The sequence below is a fragment of the Aureimonas phyllosphaerae genome (genome assembly GCF_900113065.1).
Classification (GTDB): Bacteria; Pseudomonadota; Alphaproteobacteria; order Rhizobiales; family Rhizobiaceae; genus Aureimonas; species Aureimonas phyllosphaerae.
In genome coordinates, this window is the sequence record NZ_FOOA01000002.1 from 146,908 (window position 1) to 171,267 (window position 24,360).

Genomic DNA, 24,360 nt, shown 5'->3' on the forward strand with positions numbered 1-24,360 from the left:
CGTCAGTTGAGGTAGCCGACCTCGCACACGAGCTTGATTTCGAGCGGCTGGATCAGGCCCTGGTGCATCACGCGGACAGAGTGGATCTTCGCCTCCACGTCGCGCTCCCAATGGTCGAGGAAGCGTCGGAGGCGCGGATAGTCCGGCGCGATGTCGTCGAACTGCCAGGAGAAGGTCTGGAGGAAGGCCGGGTGATCCGGCATGCGGTAGAGGATTTCCGCGAACGTCAGGCCGTAGCCGGACAGCATCTTCAGGAACTGCGGATCGGGCGTACGTGCGGCAGGCATGTCGGCTCCTTCTGCATCGGGCCGAGGAAGCGGCCCTCGGTCTCAAGGCTGCGCCCGCATGTTTAACGAAGTCCTAACCGGGTCAGCTCTTCTGCCGCAAAAGCCATCGTGTTCCGGTGGTGCAACGAATCCGTGCAGCCTTCCGCTAATCCCAGACCCCGCCCGCCTCTCGCATCACATCCGGCGTATCGACGTCCAGCGACGCCGCTCGTCCGAGTTCGACCTCGCGAACGAGCTCGCCGCTCGACTGAACTATGGCGCGTGCGCCGACATCGCCTTCGATGGTCGAGATGGCATTCGCGAAGATCGATGAAAGGATCACGGGATTGGCCCTGCGGCCGTCGTCGGTCGCGAGAACGATGGAGCCGATCCCCGCGGGGCGAAACGCCTCGATCATCCGATCGAGATCGGCGCTCGTCAGCAGCGGCTGATCAGCCAGGAGCACCAGGACACCGTCTGAGTCCTGGCTCGCTACCGCGAAACCACGCCGCAATGACGTGGACAGTCCGGCGGCAAAGTCCTCGTTGTGCACTATTCTGGCGCTCGTACCTTCGAGGGCCGCGCCGATCTCGTCGGCCATGTGGCCCGTCACCACCGTGACAGCGCATGCACGGCTGGCGAGCGCGGTCTCGACAGTCCGCCGGACCAGCGGCTCGCCTCCGAACCGCGCCAGGAGCTTGTTGGGCCCGCCCATTCGGCTGGAGCGCCCGGCGGCCAGCACGAGCGCATGGACTCGCGGCGTCGACGCTCGGACCGAGACGACGTCTTCACGGGCTTGCGGTCTCGTCGCGATTTCCATCAGTAGCCCCCCGACGCCAAGGCCGACGATCTCCTCGCGCCCCACCTGAAGATCCGCCATGAGACGAGTGAGAACCCAATCGAAACCGTTCTCGATGGGGCTTCGTGCGCAGCCGGGTGCACCCAACACGATACGCGGTCCGATCTGGCCGAGAAGCAGAAGGTTGCCGGGGTCTACCGGCATACCGAGATGTCGGACCTCACCCCCGGCCCGCCGGATCGCGTCCGGCACCACATCGGCCTCGTCGATCACGGCGGATGCGCCGAAGACGATCGTCAGTTCCTCGTCTGCCGTCGCGTCGCTCAATCGGCGCGCGAGTTCGCCGGCGTCATGCGGGCATCGGACTTCGCGAAGCAATATCGAACCCGACGGAGAGAGCCGTCCCTCTAGGATACGCCGGGTCTTGTCGAGCGTGGTGGCCTTGATCGTCGGCAGTTCGGTCTGGACGAGCCCGACGCCGCGAGCTCTGTACCGCTTCAATCGAAGCGCCGTCCCGCCGGACAGAACCCGTTCCGCCTCCGCGACGGCGGCTCCCGGTACCGCGAGCGGTATGATCTTGACCGTCGCGAGCATGCGATGAGCTTCGACCGATGTATACTCCGCAAGGGTCGCCACGGTGATGCCTGGATGGATGCGGTTGACGGCATCGATCAGCGATCGGTCCGGCAGGAAGACTCCCGATGCCTCCGCGTGAAGATTGGCTCGACCGGTCCCAGGCGGCGCGACGGATATGCCGTCGGCAGCCAGCGCGAGGGCGATCCTGGCAGCGGCATCGTCTTCCGTCACATCGTCCGGGTCCAGCCGGGCGACGACGACCTCGCTGACGCCTTGGTCCTGAAGTTGCCGCAGGTCGTCGCCGGAAAGCGCGTGACCCTTTGCGAGCCGGCGTCCGTCGACGGTCAGGGCGTGCGCCAAGAGGCCACCTCGAGCCTCGGCCGTCGGCACAGGGCCGAACTTCATGCGCCTCCCGCCTCGCCCCAACGTTCCGCGTGCATCTTACGACCGCGGAAAGCCGCAATCACCGATGCCAGAACCGCGACAGCAATTTCTGCTGGCGTCGATGCGCCGATATCGACGCCGACCGGCGCCTCGATCCGGCCGATCCGATGCTGCGGCACGCCGGCCGACAAAAGTCGCTCGATCCGACGCACATGGGTCTTTCGACTGCCCAATGCCCCGACATAGAAGCAGCCGACTTCAAGAGCCTCGATCAGCGGATGGTCATCGATCTTCGGATCGTGCGTGACCGCGACAAGCGCTGTATAGGCATCGAGTGGCCGTTCCTTCAGCGCATCTTCCGGCCATTTCGCATGCAACGGGACGCCGGGAAACCGCTCCGGTGTCGCAAAGGCCGTGCGCGGGTCTATGATCGAAATGTCGAAACCGGCGATCGACGCCATCGGAGCCAGCGCCTGGCTGATGTGGACCGCGCCGACAACCACGATCCGTGGCGGCGGCAGATAGACATTCAGAAACGTCTTCGTTCCCTCGAGAATGCCTGAGCGTCCAGCGCGGAGCGCTCGCTGCACAGCCTCGCCTTGCGTCTCTGCATCACCCTCACGCACCAGTCGCTGGGAACCGGTGGCCAGATCGGTCAGGACGAGACATCCGCGGCGTGCCCGTCGCTCGGCGTTCAACGCCCGGAGAAGATCCGCTCGCATTAGCCCACGCGCTCGACATAGACACGAATACGGCCGCCGCAGGACAGGCCGACGCGCCAGGCGGTCTCGTCGGCGACACCAAACTCGAGCATCTTCGGCTCTCCGCTGGCGATCACGTCCAGAGCCTCGGAGATCACCGCACCTTCGACGCAACCGCCCGACACGGAGCCCTCGAACCCGCCGTCCTCGTCGATGACGAGGTGGCTGCCGACCGGTCGCGGCGCCGAGCCCCACGTCTCGACCACGGTCGCCAAAGCCGCACGTCTCCCCTCGGAGGCCCAGCGTTCGGCGGTAGCCAGGATATCCGTTGCGTCGCTCATTTCGCGTTCCTCAAGCGGCCTCGCCGGCTTTCAGCCAGGTGCGCGGCTCCATATCGCGACCCGCCCGCGTGCGAGAGAGCGCAACGCAAAGATCGGCGAGGGAATCCAGCGAATGGGCGGACCGGAACTCGTCGACATGCGGCAGCAAGGCACGAACGCCGCGAGCGCGGGCCGAGAATCCATCGAACCGCAGCAAGGGATTGAGCCAGATCAACCGCCTGCACGAGCGATGAAGGCGATCCACCTCACGGGCAAGCCGCTGCATGTCGTCCCGCTCGAGACCGTCCGTCACCAACAGAACGATCGCGCCACCGGACAGGACGCGGCGCGACCAGCGTCGATTGAACTCTTCGAGCGCCGCGCCGATGCGCGTCCCTCCCGACCAGTCCCGCACCAGATTGCTGCACGCGGCAACGGCCTCATCGGGATCCTTGCGGGCGAGTTGTCGCGTGATGGGGGTCAGCCGCGTGCCGAACAGAAAGGCTCGAACCCGACGCTCCGCCGACATCGCATGCATGAAATGCAGCATCACGCGGCTGTACTGGCTCATGGAACCCGAAATGTCGGCGATCACCACCAGCGGGGGCAGCACGGTACGCGGGCGATCGAACCGCGGCAGAATGAGATCGCCACCGGAGCGGATCGAGGCCCGCAGCGTGCGCCGTGCATCGAAACGTCGCCCGTGGCCGTCCGAGCGAAAGAGGCGCGAGACGACTCGGTCGTCGGGCGAGACTAGGCGGCGGATCGCCGCCTTCGCCTCCGCGAGCTCCGCCGCACTCATCTGAGCGAAGTCCTTGGCCCGAAAAACCTCATCCGCCGAGACCGTGAGCCGCGCATCGACATCGAGCGTCGGACGTTCCTCAACGCGGCGGGCATCGGCGCGGCCTTCCAGCGCGTCGGATACCCGCCGGGCACCGGCCTTCGCCGGGGGCGGCTCCGCCTTCGCAGGTGTCTTTGCCGAGAACATCGCCAGCATGCGCTCGACCAGTTGTCGTGAACGCCAGAACAGTCGGAACGCCTCGTCGAAGACCGGCGTGTCTTCGCGGCGAGCTACGAGGACGGCGTGCAGCGTCCAGTAGAAATCGTCGCGCGATCCGATACCCCCGGCGCGGATGGCCTCGATCGCGGCAAGCGTATCGGCCGGACCGACACGCAGTCCCGCCCGTCGCAGCGCGCGTGAAAAGTGCGTGACGTTTTCGGCGAGGTGCCCTCCCGCGATCATGCGGAAGCGTGCTCCCTGCGAATGGCCCTCAGCATCTCGTCCGCCTCGCTTTGGCCGATCCGCGCGATGTCGTCCTGGTACTTCAGCAGGACGCCCAACGTATCGGTGATCAGTTCGGGGTCGAGCGCGACGGCATCGAGTTCGGTCAGGGCCGTCGCCCAATCGAGCGTTTCGGCAACGCCGGGCGCCTTGAACAGGTCCTCACCCCTCAGGCGCTGAACGAAGGCGACGAGTTCGGCGCTCAAGTCGGCGCGCGCCGTCGGCACCTTGCGGCGCACGATCTCGAGCTCGCGCGCGGCGTCGGGGTAGTCGAGCCAGTGATAGAGGCAGCGGCGCTTGAGGGCGTCGTGGATCTCGCGGGTACGATTGGTCGTCACGATGACGATCGGAATCTGTGTGGCGCGGATCGTGCCGAGTTCCGGGATCGTCACCTGAAAGTCCGACAGGACTTCCAGGAGGAACGCCTCGAACGCCTCGTCGGCCCGGTCGAGTTCGTCGATGAGGAGAACCGGCGCGCGTCCGGGGTCGCCTTCCAAAGCCTGCAGCACCGGGCGACGGATCAGGAACCGTTCGGAGAAGATGTCGGAGCGCATCGCATCGCGCGCCGTGTCGCCACTTGCCTCGCGCAGGCGGATCTCGATCATCTGCGCGGCATGATTCCACTCGTAGAGCGCGGTGGAGACGTCGAGACCTTCGTAACACTGGAGCCGGATCAGGGGACGTCCCAGCCGATCCGCCAGGACCTTGGCGATCTCCGTCTTGCCGACCCCGGCTTCCCCTTCGAGAAAGAGCGGACGCCGCATGCGCAGTGCCAGGAACAGGACGGTGGCGAGCGAGCGGTCGGCGACGTAGCCCCCTTCGGAAAGGAGGGTCTCCGTCTCGTCGATGCTGCGGGGGACTTGGGTCAACGCATGATGTCCGCTGGCGTGGGTCTCAACAAGATAGGCCGAACGCCCCGCGTCACAACCATGTCATTCCGGGTCGAGGTGCTGCAGCGCATGATATCGCCGCGCACGGTACAGCAAGCTGTGCCCCGCTCTCGGGACCGACAGCCCGACGACCTGACCGATCGTCACCTGATGGGTCGCGACCGTCCGGCTTTCGAGGATGCGGCAGTCGAAGGATACGATCGAATCCTCGAGAATCGGCGCACCGGTCTCGATGGTCGTCCAGCGCCCCGACGCGAACCGCTTATCGAGGTCGAGCTTGCCCTCGCCTGCAAAGGCGCGCGCCACCGTCTCGCTGCGATCGGCAAGGACATTGACCGCGAAGACACCGTTCTCGGCGAACCGGGCGTTGGCCGCGCTGGATCGGTTGAGGCAGACAAGAAGCGTTGCGGGATCGTCGGAAACCGAGCAGACCGAGGTGACCGTCACGCCGCGCCGTCCGGCCGGACCGTCCGTCGTCACGAGGCTTACCGCGGCGGCGAAATGGCTCATCGCCTCGCGGAAAGCCGTCCGGTCGATTTCGGCGTTGGTCAGAAGCAAGATTCGTCCTTCGGGCTGTCACGTCGTTTGCGAGACGCCCTCTCAACATGGGGCGCAGGCCGACGGTGCGCACCATAGGCCCTGAAAGTTTTCGAGTTCGTGAGCGACGCGAACGTCAACGCGTTTGACATCGCAGCTGCAAGCCTTCAGGACGTGCCCGCTCCCGCGGCGCCGCGTTCGTGCGCCGCTTCGGGAAATGTTTCAATGCGATAGGAAGCCGACATGGCGCCGATCCTCGAGGTCAGGGACGTAACGCGCCGGTTCGGCGGCTTCACCGCAGTGAACCGCTGTTCGCTGACGGTGGAACAGGGCGGCATCACCGGACTGATCGGGCCGAACGGCGCGGGAAAGTCGACGCTGTTCAACATGGTCGCCGGCAATCTGGCGCCCTCGTCCGGACAGATCCTGTTCGAAGGGCGCGAGATCCAGGGCCTGAAACCGCATCAGCTCTTCGACCGCGGGCTCCTGCGCACGTTCCAGATCGCCCACGAGTTCTCGCATCTGAGCGTCATCGAGAACCTGATGATGGTGCCCGGCGGCCAGCCCGGCGAGAACCTTCTGGAAGCCTGGTTCCGAGGCCGGACGGTCCGCGAGTTCGAGGTGCAGGTGCGCGAACGGGCGCAAGACGTGATCGACTTCCTCAAGATCGGCCATGTCGCGCACGAGCTTGCAGGCAACCTTTCCGGCGGCCAGAAGAAGCTCGTCGAGCTTGCCCGCACGATGATGGTGGATGCCAAGATCGTACTTCTCGACGAGATCGCGGCGGGGGTAAACCGCACGCTTCTCAATGACATCGCGGCCAACATCGAGCGCCTCAACCGCGAACGCGGCTACACCTTCTTCGTGATCGAGCACGATATGGACCTGATCGGCCGTCTTTGCGACCCGGTGATCGTCATGGCCGCGGGCGAAGTCATGCGGACCGGAACGTTGGCCGAGATCCAGGCGGACGAAGCCGTGGTCGAGGCCTATTTCGGAGGCTCCCCCACCGGCCATGCGACCACGGGCGTGGGAGCGAGCGCATGAGCCTCCTGAAGGTCGAGAACGTCGTCGCCGGCTACGGCGAGGCGATGATCCTGAACGGGGTGAACCTCGAGCTCGAAGCCGGCGAGATCGGCGTCATCGTCGGACCGAACGGGGCCGGCAAGTCGACGACGCTGAAGGCGATCTTTGGACTGCTGCGCGTCTCGTCAGGCCGGGTCATGTTCGATGGGCAGGAGATCACCAATCGCCCGACCGACAGCCTCAGCGCCCTGCGCATGGCGTTCGTGCCGCAGGAGCACAACGTCTTCAAGACGCTGAGCGTCCACGAGAACCTCGAAATGGGGGCCTATGTCCGGCGCGACGACGTGTCGGGGTTGCTCGATCGCGTCTACGACATTTTTCCACCGCTCAAGGACAAACGCCGGCAGCCGGCGGGCGAACTCTCGGGCGGCCAGCGCCAGATGGTGGCGGTGGGACGCGCTCTGATGATCGACCCGAAGCTGATCCTTCTGGACGAGCCGACGGCTGGCCTCTCGCCCCGCTACATGAGCGAAATCTTCGACCGCATCCTCGTGGTCAATGCCTCAGGCGTCACCGTCGCGATGGTCGAGCAGAACGCCAAGCAGGCACTCGGGATCGCCCACAAGGGGTTCGTGCTGGCTGGCGGGCGCAACCGCTTCACCGACACCGGCGCGGCTCTTCTGGCCGATCCGGATGTCGCAAAATCCTTCCTGGGCGGCTGAGCCGACGCCTCGCCCCTTGATCGAACTCTTCGAGACAATCCGTTGGACGAGCTAGTTTTCTTCATCAACCGTGGCCTGATGGGCGGGCTGATCATCGGCTCCATCTACGCCCTCGGCGCCGTCGGCGTGACGCTGATCTTCGGCATCCTGCGCTTCGCCCATTTCGCCCACGGCGACATGATGACGGCGGCTGCCTTTTTCGCCTTTATGCTGGCCAGCCTGTGTGCCGCCTTCGGCATATCGTTGCCCGTCCCGTTGGTACTTTTACTCCTGCCGGTCGTGATGCTGCTGACGTCGGTCTTTGCGATCGGGCTCGACAAGGCGTTCTACAAGCCGTTGCGCGAGCGCGGCGCACGGCCCGTCGTGATGGTGATGGCGTCGATCGGCGTGACGCTGATGCTGCAAGGGTTGATCCGCCTCTTCGCCGGCACGGGCTCGCGCGATATGTATCTGGATGCACCCAAGCAGATTTTCCGCATTCCGACGGGTGGTCGACCGATCGTCATCACCGAGCCGCAGCTGGCGCTGATCGTCCTGACCGTCGTGTCCGTCGTGGCTCTGCACGTCTTCCTCACGCGTTCGCGGTTGGGCAAGGCGATGCGCGCCGTATCTGACAATCCGGACCTCGCCCGCGTGACCGGCATTCCGCTGGATACAGTGGTCAAGGCGACGTGGGTCATCGGCGGTTCCCTGGCCGCCATCGCCGGTACGATGCTCGCGATGGACGTGCAGCTGAAGCCGGACCTCGCCTACAACATCCTGCTGCCGATTTTCGCCGCGACGATCGTCGGCGGCATCGGCCAACCCTACGGTGCCATCGCCGGAGGCTATCTCATCGGCTTCGCTGAGACGCTGTCCGTGTTCAATCTGTCGGTGCTGCTACGCCCCTTCCAGGGACTGCTGCCCGCAGGGCTCGAAATTCCCGCAAACCTCGCCTTCGTGCCGACCGAATATCGTCTCGTGGTGCCGTTCTTCATCCTGATCGTTGTGTTGATCTACCGGCCGACTGGTATCTTCAAGGGGCGGGTGTTCTGATGCGCGGCGGATCCGTCTCCTCGAACCGCAACCGCGAACTCGTCCTGATCCTGGCGCTCTGTGCGCTGGTCGCGCTCGTCTTCTGGCTTCAGGGTTCGGCCTATGCGACCCGCATGCTTGTCGAAGCCGCGGCCTATGCGATCATCGCGATTGGGCTGAACATTCAATGGGGTTACGCCGGCCTCTTCAACGTCGGCATCATGGGCTTCATCGTGGCTGGTGCTTTCGCCTCCGTGCTGATGACCTTCCCGGTCAACGAAGCGTTCTGGGCGTCGCGCGGAGCGCCGATGCTGGGTGAAGCTCTCGTGTGGCTGGTCGGCGCAGTTGTCGTCGTGGGGCTCATATCGCAGACACGCCGGCTAGGTCTGCCGCAGGGACTCGTCACCGCCCTCACCGTGATCTCCAGTGCGATCGCCTTCATGCTGGTCACCGCGAAGTTCGATCCGGCGACCACCGCTATCGAGGCCGAGGCAGGCTTCATCGGCGGCTTCGGTCTGCCGGTCGGCGTCGGTTGGGTCGCGGCTGGCGTCGTGGCAGGCGCGATCGCCTATGTCATCGGCAAGATCTGCCTCGGACTGCGAGCCGACTATCTCGCCATCGCCACGCTCGGAATCGCGCAGATCATCAAGACCTTCCTGCGGAACGCCGATTGGCTGACGCGCGGCACCCTCACCGTCTCGCCGCTGCCGTGGCCGGTATCCACGCCGGCGGAGGTCGGCTTCCTCTGGGGCCGGAGCCTGTATCTCGCCGTCACCGCCGTGATCCTCCTCGTTGTCTACCTCCTGATGGAGCGCGCTTACCGAGCGCCGTGGGGCCGCATGATGCGTGCCATCCGCGACAACGAGGCGGCCGCGGCCTCGATGGGCAAGAACGTGGACGGGCGCCGGCTCGAGATCTTCGTCCTCGGCGCCATGCTGATGGGCCTTGGTGGAGCGATCCTCGTCCATTTCACCTCGATCTTCGATCCTTCGGGCTTCGTCGACCTGAACCACACGTTCCTGATCTGGGTGATGGTGATCCTGGGAGGCGCCGGAAACAATCGCGGTGCGATCTTCGGTGCAGTTTTTGTCTACATCGTGTGGACGATGTCAGAACCGGCTGCGCTGACGCTCTTCTCGCTGGCGCGCGACTGGGGCCAAAGCCTCTTCGGATGGGTCGCCCCCGCAGACCTCGATTCGCGTGCGTTGCAGATGCGCGTGTTCGTGATCGGCCTTACGATCACGCTGGTCCTGCGCTTCGCGCCCCGCGGCGTGCTGCCGGAACGGCGTCTGACCGACTGAACGGTTTTCGCAGGAACCGTCCACAGGAAGGAGTCGTTGGGCGCGCAACCACAGCGGGAGCGCACCAATGGACGACGACAAGCGAGCCGAGGTCTATGCAGAGTTCAAGGACCTCGTGAACATGACGCCGAAGCAGCTCGAAACGTGGCTGGAGACGGACGAGTCCAAGGACGTCGGAGCCAAATCCGGCGGCAAGGGGGAGTCCGTTGGACACAAGTCCGGCCGCGAGATCATCGAGATCAAGGGCATGAAGAAGTCAGATCTCACCGACGCCGAGTACGAGCACATGCAGAAGGTCGTCGGCTACATCAAGCGGCACATGAAGCAGAAGCCGAAGGGCGAGATCGAGGACACCCCCTGGCGGTACTCGCTGATGAATTGGGGACACGACCCCATGAAGAAGCACTGACACGAAAAAAGCCCCGGAGCGCGAACTCTGGGGCTTCGTCGTTTCGAGTGCGCTCGCTCGGCTTACATCGCGGGCCCGACGACCACGATCTTGCCGTCCTTGACGGTGACCTCGTCGTATGAGCCGGGAACGTCGCCCTTGGCGTCGAACTCGAGTGCGCCTGACGCACCCTCGTAGTTGATGTCGGTGCCGGCCTCGATCAACTGCTTCGCCTTCGTCCACTCGCCCGGCAGGATCACCTCGCCAGGCGCCGAAGCCACGTCGCGCAGCGCTTGGCTCAGGCCCTCGCGCGAGCCGCCCGTCTTTTCCAGCGCCAAGAGCAGCGCGAAGGCAGCGTCGTAGGACGTCGAAGTGTAGGTCGCGGCGGGATCAATGTTTGCAGCCTTGGCCGCGGTCGCGAACTGCTCGGCGCCCAGCGCCGCCGTGCCGCCCGGACGCGTCAGGATCAGCTTCTCGTCACCTCCGGTGACGTTGGTCAGGTTGCCGCCGACCATGCCGTCGCCGCCGACGAAGGTCGAGAAGTCGCCCGTTTCGCGCGCCTGCGCCACGATGCGCCCGCCCGAGCCGTCGACATAGGCGAGCACCACCAGCGCATCGGCGCCCGACGACGCGAGCGAGCCGATCTCGGCACGGTAGTCGGCCTTGCCGTCCTCGTGTGCCTGCGAGACCGTCACCGTGCCGCCGTCCGCCTCGAAGGCCTTCTGGAAGGCCTGCGCGAAACCGGTTCCGTAGTCGTTGTTGACGTAGGTGATCGCGACGTTGTCGATGCCGTTCTTCTTGACGACGCGCGCCAGCACTTCGCCCTGGTAAGCGTCGGACGGCGCGGTGCGGAACACGAGGTCGTTGTCGTTGAGATCGGTCACCGCCGGCGAGGTCGAGGCGGGAGACACCATCACGACGCCGCCTGGGATCGCCGCGGCGTTGGCGGCGGCGATCGTCGCGCCGGAGCACATGGCGCCGACGATGCCCGCCACCTTCTCGGAATTTACCTGACGGTCGGCGGCGTCCGACGCGCGCGCGGCATCGACGCAGCCGTCGTCGCCGATCACCATTTCGACCTTCGCGCCGCTCTTGCCGATGCCGCTGGCTTCGTTGACCTGCGCGACCGCGAGCTTCGCTGCATTGGCGATCGGCGGCATGAGGCTCTCGATCGGGCCGGTGATGCCGCCGATTAGGCCGACCTTGATCCCGGCATCCTGCGCCCACGCGGCGGAAACGCCGAGCGCGAGAAGAGAAGCCGTCAGGCCCAGAATGGCTTTGCGTCCGCCGATCATGCTTGAACTCCCGAAACAGTTTGGGACCATCGGCCTCGATGCCGGGTCCGATCTCCCGTTGCGCGCCGGTTTCGGCGGCCCGCGGCGACTTAAGCGGCGCGTGCGCGAAGGGTCAAGCGAAGCCACCTCGCTCCCGGTCCCGGAAGGCGCTAGAAGAAGGCATGCCACATGCCGTCCGCGCCCTTACCCTTGCCGCTCTCCTCGCAACCGTGCCGATAGCGTCGGTTCGGGCGCAATCCGGTGACACGCTCGTGATCGGCATCGCGGCCCCCCTCAGCGGCCCGAGCGAGATTCTGGGCCGCCAGATCGAAGCGGGTGCCAAGCGCGCCGCGGAGGAAAACGGAGCAACGACCGTATCGGTCGACACGTTCTGCTCGGCAGATGGCGGCCGCGAAGCGGCGGATGCGTTGATCGCTGCACGGGCCGCGGCAGCGGTCGGCTTCCTCTGCACCGTCGCACTCGAGGCGGCCCTGCCGAAACTGACCGCGGCGGCGATCCCGGCTCTCGACGTCGGTGTGCGGGCGGCGCGCATCCAGCGACAACGGCAGCAGGACGGTGCCCTCGTCTGGCGACTTGCGCCGGCAGCAGGTGCGGAGGCGCGGGCGCTCGCCGGGTTCGTGCGCGAAAGATGGTCCGACACGGCGTTCGGAATCGTCGAAGACGGTTCACCGCAATCGCGCGATCTCGCCGACAAGGTGCGTCAGGCGCTGGAGGCCGATGGCCTGCGTGCAGCCGTAACGGAAAGCTACCGACCAGCGGAGGAAAAACAGTTCCCCGTCGCCCGTCGTCTTCAGCAAAGCGGGGTGACCCGTGTCCTGTTTCTCGGGGCACGCAGCGATACGGCAGTGATCTTGCGTGACTCGGCGGAGATCGGGTCGACGCTCGAGGCGGCAGGGGGCGAATCCCTGATCGATGCCGAAGGCGCCGTGGCGCTACCCGCCGGTGTCGTGGCGCTCGCCAGCGGCTTCGATGTCGACTGGGTGCCGTCCGAAACGCCCCCGGAAGACGAGGGCTATGCGCGGATCGCGCGAATCGGCGCCGAGATCGCCATCCAGGCTGCGACGCGGGCTCGAGCCGAAAGTCGCAGCGTGGTCGACCTCCTGAGCTACGAGACGTTCATCACCACCGCCGGTCTCGTGCGCTTCGATGGCGAAGGCGCAGCCGATGTGGCGCCCTTCCGCGCCTATCGCTGGGACGGGCAACGCTTCGTGCCGGAAGCTGAGGGTTGAGCTGAATGGCCGCCATCTGGCAGACGGGTCCGCGCAACCTCCTGACCGATATCGCAGGGGTGCGCGTCGGAAACGCACAGGATGAAAAGCTGAAGAGCGGCTCGACGGCGATCCTTTTCGATGCGCCGTGCGTCGCGGCCGTGGAGATTCTCGGCGGGGCGCCCGGCACACGCGAGACAGATCTGCTCGCGCCCGACAAGCTCGTTCCCGGTATCGACGCTCTCGTCCTGTCCGGCGGCTCCGCCTTCGGTCTCGATGCCGCGTCCGGCGTACAGGCCTACCTGCGCTCCGTCGGTCGAGGTTTCCTGGCCGCCGGCCACCGCGTCCCCATCGTCCCGGCGGCGATCCTGTTCGATCTCGCCAATGGTGGTGCAAAAGACTGGGGCCTTCACTCGCCGTACCGCGAACTGGGCTTCGAGGCGGCGTCTGCTGCGAGCGAACGGTTCGAACTGGGAAGCGTCGGCGCGGGAACCGGCGCAACGACGGCGGTGGTCAAGGGGGGCCTCGGATCGGCCTCCGTCAGGCTTCGGTCGGGCGCGACGGTCGCGGCACTCGTGGCGGTGAACGCGCTCGGCTCGCCGCTGGTCGGCTCCGGCCGGCACTTCCATGCCGCGCCGTTCGAGATCGATGGCGAGTTCGGCGGCATCGGGCTGCCCGTCCCTCTTCCAGTCCTCTTGGGGGCGCCGGTCACGAAGCTCGACCCTCGACCGGGTGGCGCCACCACGATCGCGGTGGTGGCCACCGACGCGGTTCTCGACAAGGGGGCGGCTCGCCGCCTCGCGGTCGCCGCGCATGATGGCTTCGCGCGCTCGCTCTGGCCGGCCCACACCGACTTCGATGGCGACCTGGTGTTCGCTGCTGCGACGGGCGGCAGCGGCTGGCGGCCGGAAGGCGCCGAACGCGTGGAACTCGCGGCCGCCGCAACCAGCGCGATCGCGCGCGCGGTCGCCCGCGGGGTCCATGCCGCCCGTTCCGCACCCGGCGACCTCAAGCGCTGCTGGTACGACTTGCCGGCCTGAGACGCGGGGTTCGATTGAGGCGCGGCGGCGCGTCTGTTACAGCGCGGCCGAGCCCCCGTTTGCCGTCCGCCAGAAAGGCCCGCCGATGATCCCCCGCTATTCCCGCCCCGAGATGGTCTCCGTCTGGTCGCAGGAGACCAAGTTCCGGATCTGGTTCGAGATCGAGGCCCATGCCTGCGATGCGCTGGCCGAGATCGGCGTGATCCCGAAGGAGGCGGCGAAGACGATCTGGGAGAAGGGCGGCGCGGCGCAGTTCGACGTCGACAAGATCGACGAGATCGAGCGCGTCACCAAGCACGACGTCATCGCCTTCCTGACGCATCTTGCCGAGTTCGTCGGCCCCGATTCCCGCTTCATCCATCAGGGCATGACCTCGTCGGACGTGCTGGACACGTGCTTCAACGTTCAGCTCGTGCGGGCGACGGACATTCTCCTCGCGGACATGGACGCGCTGCTTGAAGCTCTGAAGCGTCGCGCCTTCGAGCACAAGGACACGGTCACCATTGGCCGCAGCCACGGCATCCATGCCGAACCGACGACGTTCGGTGTCAAGCTCGCCCTCGCCTATGCCGAGTTCGACCGCTGCCGTGACCGCCTCCGCGCGGCGCGCGAAGAGGTGGCGACCTGTGCGATCTCAGGTGCGGTCGGCACCTTCGCCAACATCGATCCGCGCGTCGAGGAGCATGTGGCGAAGGCGCTTGGGCTGAAGCCGGAGCCGGTGTCGACGCAGGTCATTCCGCGCGATCGCCACGCCATGTACTTCGCGACGCTCGGCGTCATCGCCTCCTCCATCGAGAGGCTCGCCACGGAAATCCGCCACCTTCAGCGGACCGAGGTGCTGGAAGCCGAAGAATATTTCTCGCCGGGGCAGAAGGGCTCGTCGGCGATGCCGCACAAGCGCAACCCGGTCCTCACCGAGAACCTGACGGGCCTCGCCCGGATGGTCCGCTCCTTTGCCATGCCGGCGATGGAGAACGTCGCTCTCTGGCACGAGCGCGACATCTCGCATTCCTCCGTCGAGCGCTACATCGGCCCGGACGCCACGGTGACGCTCGACTTCGCGTTGGCACGCCTCACCGGCGTGATCGACAAGCTGCTGGTTTATCCCGAGCGGATGGACCGCAACCTCAACCAGTTCAAGGGTCTCGTCCATTCGCAGCGCGTGCTGCTCGCTCTCACGCAGGCCGGCGTCAGCCGCGAGGACGCCTATCGTCTCGTCCAGCGCAACGCGATGAAGGTGTGGGAGCACGGCGCCGACTTCCTGACCGAGCTCCTCGGCGACGCCGAGGTCACGGCCGCTTTGTCGGAAGCAGAGATCCGCGAGAAGTTCGACATCGGCTACCACACCAAGCACGTCGACACGATCTTCCGCCGCGTGTTCGGCAAGGCCTGATCGCGCTCAGGCGGCTTCGGCGTCGGCGGCGACGAGGACGGGTGTGTTCAGCGGTCCTGTGCCCTCCTCGTCTGCGCCTTCGATATCCAGCTGGATCATCTGGTGGTCCGAATATGGCTGGTCGAGGATCGCGATCTTGCAGCGGTCCTCGAGATCCTTCGTCAGGAGGCAGATGTCGAGCGCAGCGCGATAGGGCCCGAGCCGAAAGGTTGGGCCCGAATGTGCGTTGGCGTGCACCAGCCGTCCATCGGCGAGGAGCGGTCGCAACTCGTCCACGCCGCGAAAGAGGTTGAAGTCGCCGATCACCACGGTTGGGACCTCGCGCTCCTTTACCCAGCGCGAGAGTTCGGCCATCTGCAGACATCGGACATGATAGCGCAGCGAAAGATGCGCCATCAGGATCCGAATGCCCGAAATCTCGATGTCGTAGACCAGCCGCTTCTTGCCTGACGACAGATAGCGCGCCGTGTAGGTCAGCGGTCGCGACGCGAGGAACGCGTTCGACTTGCCGCGCGAGACCGACAGGCGTCGGAAGTGCCGCCCGGCGCCATACTTGTTGTCGATCCGCACGGTCGTGTGATGCGCCTCGGCCAAGGCGCCGACCTGGTCGAAAAAGCCGTTGTTGAGCGAGCCCTTGTCGACCTCGGCGAAGCAGGAAAGGTCCGGCTTCAGTTCTCGAAGCCGCTCGCGAACGAGCCCGAGGCTTCGCAGTTGCACGCTTCGGGTCGTGAAGACGTGGTGATGCGCCCGGCGGACATGGTGCTTCAGGGAGCCGTCGATGTCGCGGCTGTAACCGAGGTTGGCGTAGACGATCCGCAACATGCCCTCACCGTTCCGTACGGAACACCCCTCGCCAGCGGCCTCGCCTTCCAACGTCGGAGGGATCGAGGCGTTCCGGCAAACGAATGTTTCCCGGGCGTCTCGCCCGGTGCCCGGCTTCGCCCATATCGCCGGGTAGGAACCCGCGCAAGGCGCAGCCGACGGCACGACGATCGAGGTCGAGACACGTATGATCGAATTCGTCGACGGCACAGTCTTGCCGATGGCCCTCACCTTCATGAGTTGGGCCATCCTGATCGGTGCCGTGATCTACATCCCGTTCCGCCGCAGCCCGGTGGCGGCGCAGGCTTGGCTTCTCCTTTTCTTCTTCCTGCCGTGGGCGGCGCTGGTTGTGTATCTTGCGGTCGGCAATGCCCGCCATCCGAAGTGGCGTCAGGACCGTCTGAAGAACGTGCCCGACATCATCCGCCGCGCGATCGCCCACATGACGCTGGAGGGCACGGGCGGAATGCGCACGCTGCGACCGCAGCACCGGATGACGGCGCACCTTGTTCACCGGATCGGTCGCTTCCCTTGTCTTGCCGACAACCGGATCGTGCTGGATGCAGACTACAATCGCGTGGTCGACCGCATCGCCGCCGATATCGATGCCGCGCGGCACCATGCGCATGTGATGGTCTACATCCTGCAGAACGATCAGGCCGGCAACAAGGTGCTGAGCGCGCTGCAGCGGGCCGCCAAGCGTGGCGTGAAATGTCGCCTCCTGATCGACGCGGTCGGTTCGTCGCGCGATCGCAAGGCGATCGCAAAACGGCTGAAGAACACCGGCGTCGAGCTACGTTTGATCCTGCCGCTTCGGTTCTGGAATCAGGCGACGCGCATGGACCTGCGCAACCATCGCAAGATCGTCGTGGTGGACGGCAAGGTGGGGTGGGTCGGCTCGCAGAACATGCACCGCATCGAGTACGAGCCGAAGACCTTCTACCGCGAACTGATGGCACGCGTGGAAGGCCCGGTCGTCTTGGAATTGCAGGCGATCTTCATCGGTGACTGGTACCTCGAAACGGCCGAGGACATCGGCTCGCCCGAGCTGATGCCAGCGCTCCAGCCGCCTTCGGCGGAGCGGACGGCGACCGCGCAGGTTCTTCCGTCGGGGCCGGACTACCCGGAAGCCGGCGTCGACATCCTCTTCACAGATCTGATCTACAGCGCACACCAGCGCGTGGTCCTGGCGACACCGTACTTCATTCCCAACGAGCCGTTGTTGCTGGCGATGCGCACGGCGGTCGCCAAGGGCGTGCGGGTTACGCTCTTCGTGACGTCGACGACCAACAGCTTCCTGATCGATCACGCCCAGCAGTCCTACTACGACGAGTTGCTGGAAGCCGGCGTCGAGGTGATGCTCTACCGCGAGCGTTTCCTGCACGCCAAGCATCTGTCGATCGACGACGACATCGCGATCATCGGCTCGGCCAACATGGACCGCCGATCCTTCGAGCTGAATTCGGAGGTGACGCTGATCACCTACAGCGAGGATACGGTACGCGATCTGCGCGCGATCGAGGACGACTACCGAACGAAGAGCCGCAAGCTTCATCTGGAGGAATGGAACAAGCGAGGGTTCTTCGTCCAGCTCGGCGAGAACGTCACCCGCCTGATCAGTCCGCTGCTCTAGTTGCGCTGCTTGACAAGCCGGCGCCCCCTTCGCATCTGCGGGCGATGCGAGTTTCCGACGTCGATATCCTGATCATCCCCGGTCTCAACGGTGCCACAGAGCAGCACTGGCAGTCCCGCTGGGAATCGAAGCTTTCCACGGCGCGCCGTGTTGCTCCGCCCGCCGCCGAACAGGCTGACGCCGTGCGATGGACCGCCGATGTCATGAAGGCCGTGGATGAGGCTACACGCCCCTTGATCCTTGTGGCTCACGGTCTGGGGGTCGCCGCGGCCGTCGAAGCGGTGCCGCACCTGTCGAAGCCGGTTGCCGGCGCATTCTTCGTGGCGCCGCTCGACCTCGGCGACGGCGCGCACGGCTTCTCCGCCTATTCGCGCGATCCGCTGCCGTTCCCTTCCGTTGTCGTCGCAAGCCGGGGCGAACCCGATCATAGCTTTGACGCGGTCGAGGATGTGGCAGCGGCTTGGGGTTCCCTCTTCGTGGATGCGGGCGAGTCGGGGCGGCTGGACGAGGCCAGCGGGCACGGTCCCTGGCCGGAAGGTCTTCTGACCTTCGGCAAGTTCCTCGCCCGCCTGCCGGCGCCCCAGCCGAGGTGAAGCATCAGCGACGGAACTCCGTGTTCAGCCGCTCGCATCCTGCCTTGAGGATGGCAACATCGGAGGAAATGCCGATGAGCTGGCATCCCATCCCGGCGTAGCGCCGGGCGTCGTCGGCATCCAGCGCATAGATCGCCACTGCCTTGCCGGCGGCGCGTGCCCGCCGGGTCACGTCGGCCACCGCTGCATCGGTCGCCGTACCCTTCGGATCGAGCGCGCCGTTGCCGATCGCGATCGAGAGATCCGAAGGTCCAAGGAAGACGCCTCCGAGTTCCGGAACGGCGAGGATCGCATCGAGGTCGGCTATCGCCCCGGCCGTCTCGATCATCGCAAACGACAGGACCGCCTCGTCGGCTGCAGCGAAGTAGTCGCGCGGCGTCAGTCCGAAGAGGTCCGCCGCTCGCGTCGGCCCGAATGATCGCGTGCCGCCGGGCATGTAGCGGAGGGCCTTCGCGAAGGCTTCGGCTTCCGAAGCGCTATCGACCATCGGCAGGATGACGGCCGATGCGCCGAGATCGGCCATTCGCCCGGCAAGCGCGAGGTCGCCGGGCGCGACGCGCACGATCGAGGGCTTCCCGAGAAGGGCGGCACGTGTGCATCCCTCGCGCAAATCCGCCATATCCTGAAGCCCGTGCTGGCCGTCGAGGATCAGGGCATCGAAACTGCGCAGAAGGATTTCGTGAACGACCGGATTGGCAAGGCTGGACCAGCCGCACAAAGCGGGCTCCGGCCTGTCGAGGAGCGTCTTCAGGCTTCCGATCGGCATCAGGATGCCGCGACCTGCTTTTCGGCCTCTTCCAGGCATTCGGTGCGATGGCGCTCGATCTGGTGGTCGGACTGCTGGACCCCGGCGGCGTCGAAGTCGGCCCGGATCCTGGCGAACACGTCCTGCGGTCCCGCGGCGCCGAGGTCGAGATTGACGAGTTGCGCCGCGTAGGCTTCACCGTCAGTGCCGGTCTTTCCGAGCTTGCCGGCGGCCCAGAGACCCAAAAGCTTCGTGGCGCGCGCTTCGATCCGGAACTTGCGCTCCTCGTCGTGCGCGTAGCGGCCCTCGTGATCGTGACCCCGGTCGTTCAGCGACATTCCCGTATCCTTTCGCTGGCTGCGTAGCGTGTCTGCGGGAATGCTAGCGGCCTGCTCGGGCTTGTCCAGCGAAGCTCCGGCGCGTCCCGCAAGGGACGCATGTCTGGTTTGCGATTGTTTAGGCGGGGCGTTTGGTCTATTCACCCGCGGGAGACATATGGTTTTCGCGGGTCGCCGTTCGACTCGCCCCTTACGCGATCAGGCATCATCCATGACACGTCGCCGCCGTATCTACGAAGGCAAGGGCAAGATTCTCTATGAAGGCCCGGAACCTGGCACGCTGGTTCAGTTCTTCAAGGACGATGCGACCGCCTTCAACAAGAAGAAGCACGAGGTCGTCGACGGCAAGGGCGTCCTCAACAATCGCATTTCCGAATACATTTTTAGCCATCTGAACCGGATCGGCATCCCGACGCACTTCATCCGCCGGCTTAACATGCGTGAGCAGCTGATCAAGGAAGTCGAGATCATTCCGCTCGAGGTCGTGGTGCGCAACGTGGCGGCGGGTTCGCTCGCCAAGCGCCTCGGCATCGAGGAGGGCACCGTGCTGCCCCGTTCGATCATCGAGTTCTACTACAAGGCGGACCAGCTCGACGACCCGATGGTGTCGGAAGAGCATATCACGGCCTTCGGCTGGGCGACGCCGCAGGAAATCGATGACATCATGGCGCTCGCCATCCGCGTCAACGACTTCCTGTCCGGCCTCTTCCTCGGCGTCGGCATCCAGCTTGTGGATTTCAAGATCGAGACCGGCCGCCTGTTCGAGGGCGACATGATGCGCATTATCGTGGCCGACGAGATTTCGCCCGACTCGTGCCGCCTCTGGGACGTCCAGACCCAGGACAAGCTCGACAAGGACCGCTTCCGCCGCGACATGGGCGGCCTCGTCGAGGCCTACCAGGAAGTTGCGCGCCGTCTCGGCATCATGAACGAGAACGAGCCGCCCCGCCCTTCCGGGCCGGTGTTGGTCAAGTAGCACGGCGTCCCGTGTCGCAGCCGGCTCCGGCTCTCCGATTGGTTCATTCGCAAGGCAGGCAGACAACGTGATCAAGGCGCGCATCGTCGTCACCCTCAAGAACGGCGTCCTGGATCCCCAGGGCAAGGCGATCGAGGGGGCTCTCGGCACGCTCGGCTTCGACGGCGTGTCCGGCGTCCGCCAGGGCAAGGTCTTCGACGTCCAGGTCGACAGCGCGGACCGCACGAAGGCGGAGGCGGATCTCAAGGCCATGTGCGAGAAGCTCCTCGCCAACACGGTGATCGAGAACTACGCGATCGAGCTCGCCTGAGGGATCAGTCCATGAAGTCCGCTGTCGTCCTCCTGCCGGGTCTTAACCGCGATCGCGACATGATCGCGGCGCTGACGAAGATCTCCGGTCAGGCGCCCGTCACCGTCTGGCAGACCGAGACCGTCATTCCCGACGTCGATCTGATCGTCGTTCCCGGCGGGTTCTCGTATGGCGATTATCTGCGCTGCGGCGCCATCGCCGCGCGCTCGCCGGTGATGAGGGCGGTGGCCGAGAAGGCGTCGGCGGGCGTGCCCGTACTCGGCGTTTGCAACGGGTTTCAGATCCTCTGCGAGGCAGGGCTGCTTCCGGGCGCGCTGATGCGCAACACGACCTTGAAGTTCGTGTGCCGCGAGGTGAAGCTCAAGGTAACGAACGCTGGCACGCGCTTCACCGCTGGCTATGCACAAGATCAGGTCATCCGCTGCCCGGTCGCCCATCACGACGGCAACTACTTCGCCGATGCTTCGACGCTCGATCGCGTCGAGGGCGAAGGTCAGGTCGTGTTCCGCTATGCGGAAGGCACCAACCCGAACGGCGCCATCAACGACATCGCCGGTATCGTCAACGATCGTGGCAACGTCCTCGGCATGATGCCCCACCCGGAAAACCTGATCGAGCCCGAGCACGGGGGCAGCGATGGGCGACCGTTGTTCGAAGGGGCGCTTGGGCTTCTCGGACGGGGCCTCGCGGCTTGAACGTCGCGCGCGTCTCGACTCTGAGCCTCGCTCTAACTGCGCTTTTGATCGCGGCGGGGTGTGCGTCCCGCGCTCCGGCGCCCGAGAAGCCGGCGCCGCGACGTGCGGATACCGGCCTCGATCGGATGGAGCGGCTGACGCTGACCGCCAACCGCTGCTGGTTCAAGTCGAAAGACCCGGCCTTCGCGAGCTACAGCATCGCCCCGGAGCTCTCGTCCTTCTCCGGACGTCCGCGCTTCCTTCTCGTGCCGCGCGGCCGTCTCGAGGCCCGTCCGCTGCTTGTGGTCGAAGGCGCGGCGGGATCGACCGAGGTCGAGACCTACGGGCCGCTTCTCGATACTTCGCTGCGCACACGACTGGAAGGCGACCTCGCCCGCTGGCGTGCAGGCTCGACCGCCTGCAATGCCTGAACCGCTGGCCGCCTTCCGGACCGTGGGCTTCGGCCTGCTCGTCCTGGCGTCGACCGTTCTCGGCGGTTGTCGCACCGATGCAGCGCCCTTCGCCGAGACTTCAGGTCCCGCCCCGAACGCTGCGGAAATTCGCTACATCCGCGAAACAGGGTCGGCCATCTACCGCCGCCAGCCGTTCGAGCGGACACGCGGCTTCGTGACAGGCGTTGCGGCGTCCGGCTACGCCATCTGCCTGCGCGCGCCGATGCGGGACGGTCGCCTCGACCACACGCTGCTGATCCTGCAGCGCCGGATCGAAGGCGCGGTCAGCCAGGTCGAGGACGACGCGACGATCCTGCGCGCCAGTGCCGATGTCGGCCCTTGCCGCAACCGGTCGGATTGGGTACCGGCCAGATGACACGCAGCTTTCCCGCCCGATAGGCGGCGAAGGCTATTCGCCATTCCTGAAGACGGTTTCGGAGTCTCCATGGCCGACATCCAGATCACCCCGGAGCTCATCGCCGGCCACGGCCTCAAGCCGGACGAGTACCAGCGGACTCTCGACCTGATCGGGCGGGAGCCGACGATCACCGAGCTCGGCATCTTCTCGGCGATGTGGAACGAGCACTGCTCCTACAAGTCGTCGAAGCGCTGGCTGCGCACGCTGCCGACGAAGGGCGAGCGGGTCATTCAGGGACCGGGCGAGAACGCCGGCGTCGTCGATATCGGCGACGGCGACTGCGTTGTCTTCAAGATGGAGAGCCACAACCACCCCTCCTACATCGAGCCGTATCAGGGCGCAGCGACGGGCGTCGGGGGCATTCTGCGCGACGTCTTCACCATGGGCGCCCGGCCGATCGCCGCGATGAACGCGCTTCGCTTCGGCGCGCCGGACCACCCGAAGACGCGACACCTCGTATCGGGCGTCGTCGCGGGCGTCGGCGGCTACGGCAATTCCTTCGGCGTGCCGACGGTCGGTGGCGAGGTGAACTTCCACCCGCGCTACAACGGCAACTGCCTCGTCAATGCGTTCGCTGCGGGCCTCGCGAAGTCCAACGCGATCTTCCTGTCCAAGGCCGAGGGCGTCGGTCTGCCGGTGGTCTATCTGGGCGCGAAGACCGGTCGTGACGGCGTTGGCGGCGCGACGATGGCCTCGGCGGAGTTCGACGACACGATCGAGGAAAAGCGCCCGACCGTTCAGGTGGGCGACCCGTTCACCGAGAAATGCTTGCTGGAAGCCTGCCTCGAACTCATGCAGACCGGCGCCGTCATCGCGATCCAGGACATGGGCGCGGCGGGCCTGACCTGCTCCGCCGTCGAGATGGGTGCCAAGGGCGACCTCGGCATCGAACTCGACCTCAACAAGGTGCCGGTGCGCGAGGCGCGCATGACGCCTTACGAGATGATGCTGTCGGAAAGCCAGGAGCGCATGCTCATGGTGCTGCGTCCGGAGAAGCACGAGGAGGCCGAGGCCATCTTCGTGAAATGGGGCCTAGACTTCGCGGTCGTCGGCAAGACCACCGACGACCTGCGCTTCCGCATCCTGTTCGACGGCAAGGAGGTTGCCAACCTCCCGATCAAGGAACTCGGGGACGAGGCCCCGGAATACGACCGCCCATGGGTCGAGCCGAAGCCGGCCGCGCCGGTCTCGGCATCCGATGTGTCCGAGCCGAAGGACTATGGTGCCGCGCTTCTCCAGATCATGGGTTCGCCCGACATCGCTTCGCGCCGCTGGGTCTTCGAGCAGTACGACACGCTGATTCAGGGCAATTCGATGCAGCGTCCCGGCGGTGATGCCGGCGTCGTGCGGGTCGACGGTCACCCGACGAAGGCGCTTGCCTTCTCGTCCGACGTGACGCCGCGCTATTGCGAGGCCGATCCCTACCAGGGCGGCGCGCAGGCCGTTGCCGAGTGCTGGCGCAACCTCACGGCCGTCGGCGCCGAGCCCTTGGCGGCGACCGACAATCTCAACTTCGGCAATCCCGAGAAGCCTGAGATCATGGGCCAGCTCGTGAAGGCGATCCAGGGCATCGGCGCGGCTTGCGAAGCGCTCGGCTTCCCGATCGTGTCGGGCAACGTCTCGCTCTACAACGAGACGCTGGGCCAGGCGATTTTGCCAACGCCCACGATCGGCGGCGTCGGCCTGATCGACGACCGCACCAAGACCGCGACCATCGGCGGCTGGAAGGATGGCGACGTCCTCTTCCTCGTCGGACAGGATGGGACGCATCTCGGCTCCTCCATCTTCCTGCGCGAGATCGCAGGTCGCGAGGAGGGTGGCGCGCCGGTAGTCGATCTCGAGGCAGAGCGGCGTCACGGCGATGCGGTCCGCGCCCTCATCCGCTCGGGACGTGTCAGCGCCTGCCACGATCTCTCCGACGGCGGCCTTGCGGTTGCGCTCGCCGAAATGGCCATCGCGTCGAACATCGGCGTCAAGGTCTCCGTCGGCGAGGGCGCGCGTCATGCGCTGCTCTTCGGCGAGGATCAGGCGCGCTACGTCGTCGCCGTACCGGCTGAAGCGGCGGAGGCTGTTGCAGCCGAGTTGGGTTCCCTGCCCCATCGTCGCCTCGGAACCATCGGAGGCACGTCGCTCGAGGTAGACGGCGTCCTGTCGGTCGCGGTCTCCGACCTCACGGTGGCGCACGAGAGCTGGTTCCCCAACTTCATGTCGGGCACCCTCCCCGTGGAAGCTGCTGCGGCCTGACACGAGCGGCCGG

At 65.9% G+C, this 24,360-nt stretch carries 27 protein-coding genes; 16 read left to right on the forward strand and 11 right to left on the reverse strand.

Going from position 1 to position 24,360, the window contains the following annotated elements; genetic code table 11:
* Positions 1-2 precede the first annotated feature (2 nt).
* The 7 genes from BM175_RS03785 to BM175_RS03815 form a co-directional block, all read right to left on the reverse strand.
* On the reverse strand, positions 3-287 hold the full coding sequence (locus BM175_RS03785; protein ID WP_090959511.1) for an usg protein: 285 nt from the start codon (positions 285-287) through the stop codon (positions 3-5).
* A gap of 145 nt (positions 288-432) precedes the next feature.
* A complete protein-coding gene (locus tag BM175_RS03790) occupies positions 433-2,046 on the reverse strand; it encodes an NTP transferase domain-containing protein (protein WP_090959514.1) in 1,614 nt (537 codons plus the stop codon).
* Positions 2,043-2,747 carry an XdhC family protein gene (locus BM175_RS03795; RefSeq protein ID WP_090959518.1) on the reverse strand — a complete coding sequence of 235 codons (705 nt, stop codon included), beginning with the start codon at positions 2,745-2,747 and terminating at the stop codon, positions 2,043-2,045. The genes BM175_RS03790 and BM175_RS03795 overlap by 4 nt, the downstream gene beginning before the upstream one ends.
* Positions 2,747-3,067 carry an XdhC family protein gene (locus tag BM175_RS03800; RefSeq protein ID WP_090959521.1) on the reverse strand — a complete coding sequence of 107 codons (321 nt, stop codon included), beginning with the start codon at positions 3,065-3,067 and terminating at the stop codon, positions 2,747-2,749. Before BM175_RS03800 ends, BM175_RS03795 begins: the two co-directional genes overlap by 1 nt.
* A 10-nt stretch (positions 3,068-3,077) precedes the next feature.
* Positions 3,078-4,043, reverse strand: a complete 966-nt coding sequence (locus tag BM175_RS03805) for a vWA domain-containing protein (RefSeq protein WP_342029184.1) — start codon at positions 4,041-4,043, stop codon at positions 3,078-3,080.
* A 242-nt stretch (positions 4,044-4,285) separates the two neighbouring features.
* Positions 4,286-5,197 (reverse strand): AAA family ATPase, encoded by a 912-nt coding sequence (locus BM175_RS03810; protein WP_090959527.1) that lies wholly within the window; start codon positions 5,195-5,197, stop codon positions 4,286-4,288.
* Positions 5,198-5,260: 63 nt separating this feature from the next.
* Entirely contained in the window at positions 5,261-5,776 is a 516-nt protein-coding gene (locus tag BM175_RS03815; RefSeq protein ID WP_342029185.1) for a flavin reductase, read from the reverse strand.
* 222 nt (positions 5,777-5,998) lie between these two features.
* Here BM175_RS03815 and BM175_RS03820 point away from each other — a divergent pair, with 222 nt between their 5' ends.
* The 5 genes from BM175_RS03820 (at position 5,999) to BM175_RS03840 (ending at position 10,227) form a co-directional block, all read left to right on the forward strand.
* Complete coding sequence (locus tag BM175_RS03820) at positions 5,999-6,802, forward strand: ABC transporter ATP-binding protein (RefSeq protein ID WP_090959529.1); 804 nt, start codon at positions 5,999-6,001, stop codon at positions 6,800-6,802.
* The gene (locus tag BM175_RS03825) at positions 6,799-7,503 is read left to right on the forward strand and encodes an ABC transporter ATP-binding protein (protein WP_090959532.1); all 705 of its coding nucleotides are present in this window, start codon (positions 6,799-6,801) and stop codon (positions 7,501-7,503) included. Before BM175_RS03820 ends, BM175_RS03825 begins: the two co-directional genes overlap by 4 nt.
* Positions 7,504-7,545: 42 nt before the next feature.
* Positions 7,546-8,538 carry a branched-chain amino acid ABC transporter permease gene (locus tag BM175_RS03830; RefSeq protein WP_090959535.1) on the forward strand — a complete coding sequence of 331 codons (993 nt, stop codon included), beginning with the start codon at positions 7,546-7,548 and terminating at the stop codon, positions 8,536-8,538.
* Positions 8,538-9,818: a branched-chain amino acid ABC transporter permease gene (locus tag BM175_RS03835; RefSeq protein ID WP_090959538.1), complete on the forward strand. Its 1,281-nt coding sequence runs from the start codon at positions 8,538-8,540 to the stop codon at positions 9,816-9,818. The genes BM175_RS03830 and BM175_RS03835 overlap by 1 nt, the downstream gene beginning before the upstream one ends.
* Positions 9,819-9,885: 67 nt before the next feature.
* Positions 9,886-10,227, forward strand: coding sequence for a DUF3140 domain-containing protein (locus tag BM175_RS03840; protein WP_090959541.1), 342 nt, complete (start codon positions 9,886-9,888; stop codon positions 10,225-10,227).
* A gap of 62 nt (positions 10,228-10,289) precedes the next feature.
* Here BM175_RS03840 and BM175_RS03845 read toward each other — a convergent pair whose 3' ends face one another.
* On the reverse strand, positions 10,290-11,501 hold the full coding sequence (locus tag BM175_RS03845) for an ABC transporter substrate-binding protein (RefSeq protein WP_090959543.1): 1,212 nt from the start codon (positions 11,499-11,501) through the stop codon (positions 10,290-10,292).
* 161 nt (positions 11,502-11,662) lie between these two features.
* Here BM175_RS03845 and BM175_RS03850 point away from each other — a divergent pair, with 161 nt between their 5' ends.
* From BM175_RS03850 to purB, 3 genes are all read left to right on the forward strand, one after another.
* Positions 11,663-12,730: an ABC transporter substrate-binding protein gene (locus BM175_RS03850; RefSeq protein ID WP_175526747.1), complete on the forward strand. Its 1,068-nt coding sequence runs from the start codon at positions 11,663-11,665 to the stop codon at positions 12,728-12,730.
* A gap of 14 nt (positions 12,731-12,744) precedes the next feature.
* Positions 12,745-13,749 carry a P1 family peptidase gene (locus BM175_RS03855; RefSeq protein WP_175526763.1) on the forward strand — a complete coding sequence of 335 codons (1,005 nt, stop codon included), beginning with the start codon at positions 12,745-12,747 and terminating at the stop codon, positions 13,747-13,749.
* 85 nt (positions 13,750-13,834) lie between these two features.
* A complete protein-coding gene (purB, locus tag BM175_RS03860) occupies positions 13,835-15,142 on the forward strand; it encodes an adenylosuccinate lyase (protein ID WP_090959552.1) in 1,308 nt (435 codons plus the stop codon).
* Positions 15,143-15,148: 6 nt separating this feature from the next.
* Here the strand turns inward: purB and BM175_RS03865 are convergent, their stop codons facing one another.
* Positions 15,149-15,964: an endonuclease/exonuclease/phosphatase family protein gene (locus BM175_RS03865; RefSeq protein ID WP_090959556.1), complete on the reverse strand. Its 816-nt coding sequence runs from the start codon at positions 15,962-15,964 to the stop codon at positions 15,149-15,151.
* 187 nt (positions 15,965-16,151) lie between these two features.
* On the opposite strand from BM175_RS03865, the gene cls reads away from it, so the two are divergent.
* Positions 16,152-17,597 carry a cardiolipin synthase gene (gene cls / locus BM175_RS03870; RefSeq protein ID WP_090959559.1) on the forward strand — a complete coding sequence of 482 codons (1,446 nt, stop codon included), beginning with the start codon at positions 16,152-16,154 and terminating at the stop codon, positions 17,595-17,597.
* A 44-nt stretch (positions 17,598-17,641) separates the two neighbouring features.
* Positions 17,642-18,190, forward strand: coding sequence for an RBBP9/YdeN family alpha/beta hydrolase (locus tag BM175_RS03875; protein WP_090959562.1), 549 nt, complete (start codon positions 17,642-17,644; stop codon positions 18,188-18,190).
* A gap of 4 nt (positions 18,191-18,194) precedes the next feature.
* Here the strand turns inward: BM175_RS03875 and BM175_RS03880 are convergent, their stop codons facing one another.
* Entirely contained in the window at positions 18,195-18,956 is a 762-nt protein-coding gene (locus BM175_RS03880; protein ID WP_175526748.1) for an HpcH/HpaI aldolase family protein, read from the reverse strand.
* Positions 18,956-19,273 carry a DUF1476 domain-containing protein gene (locus BM175_RS03885; protein ID WP_090959568.1) on the reverse strand — a complete coding sequence of 106 codons (318 nt, stop codon included), beginning with the start codon at positions 19,271-19,273 and terminating at the stop codon, positions 18,956-18,958. The genes BM175_RS03880 and BM175_RS03885 overlap by 1 nt, the downstream gene beginning before the upstream one ends.
* A gap of 211 nt (positions 19,274-19,484) precedes the next feature.
* Here BM175_RS03885 and purC point away from each other — a divergent pair, with 211 nt between their 5' ends.
* The 6 genes from purC (at position 19,485) to purL (ending at position 24,347) form a co-directional block, all read left to right on the forward strand.
* Positions 19,485-20,249 (forward strand): phosphoribosylaminoimidazolesuccinocarboxamide synthase, encoded by a 765-nt coding sequence (purC, locus tag BM175_RS03890; RefSeq protein WP_055884531.1) that lies wholly within the window; start codon positions 19,485-19,487, stop codon positions 20,247-20,249.
* Positions 20,250-20,316: 67 nt separating this feature from the next.
* Positions 20,317-20,559, forward strand: coding sequence for a phosphoribosylformylglycinamidine synthase subunit PurS (gene purS, locus BM175_RS03895; RefSeq protein ID WP_090959571.1), 243 nt, complete (start codon positions 20,317-20,319; stop codon positions 20,557-20,559).
* 11 nt (positions 20,560-20,570) lie between these two features.
* Positions 20,571-21,254 carry a phosphoribosylformylglycinamidine synthase subunit PurQ gene (purQ, locus tag BM175_RS03900; protein WP_090959574.1) on the forward strand — a complete coding sequence of 228 codons (684 nt, stop codon included), beginning with the start codon at positions 20,571-20,573 and terminating at the stop codon, positions 21,252-21,254.
* A complete protein-coding gene (locus tag BM175_RS03905) occupies positions 21,251-21,664 on the forward strand; it encodes a hypothetical protein (protein ID WP_244545851.1) in 414 nt (137 codons plus the stop codon). Before purQ ends, BM175_RS03905 begins: the two co-directional genes overlap by 4 nt.
* Complete coding sequence (locus BM175_RS03910; RefSeq protein WP_090959577.1) at positions 21,657-22,061, forward strand: hypothetical protein; 405 nt, start codon at positions 21,657-21,659, stop codon at positions 22,059-22,061. The genes BM175_RS03905 and BM175_RS03910 overlap by 8 nt, the downstream gene beginning before the upstream one ends.
* 69 nt (positions 22,062-22,130) lie before the next feature.
* A complete protein-coding gene (gene purL, locus BM175_RS03915) occupies positions 22,131-24,347 on the forward strand; it encodes a phosphoribosylformylglycinamidine synthase subunit PurL (RefSeq protein WP_090959582.1) in 2,217 nt (738 codons plus the stop codon).
* The last annotated feature ends 13 nt before the right edge of the window (positions 24,348-24,360 follow it).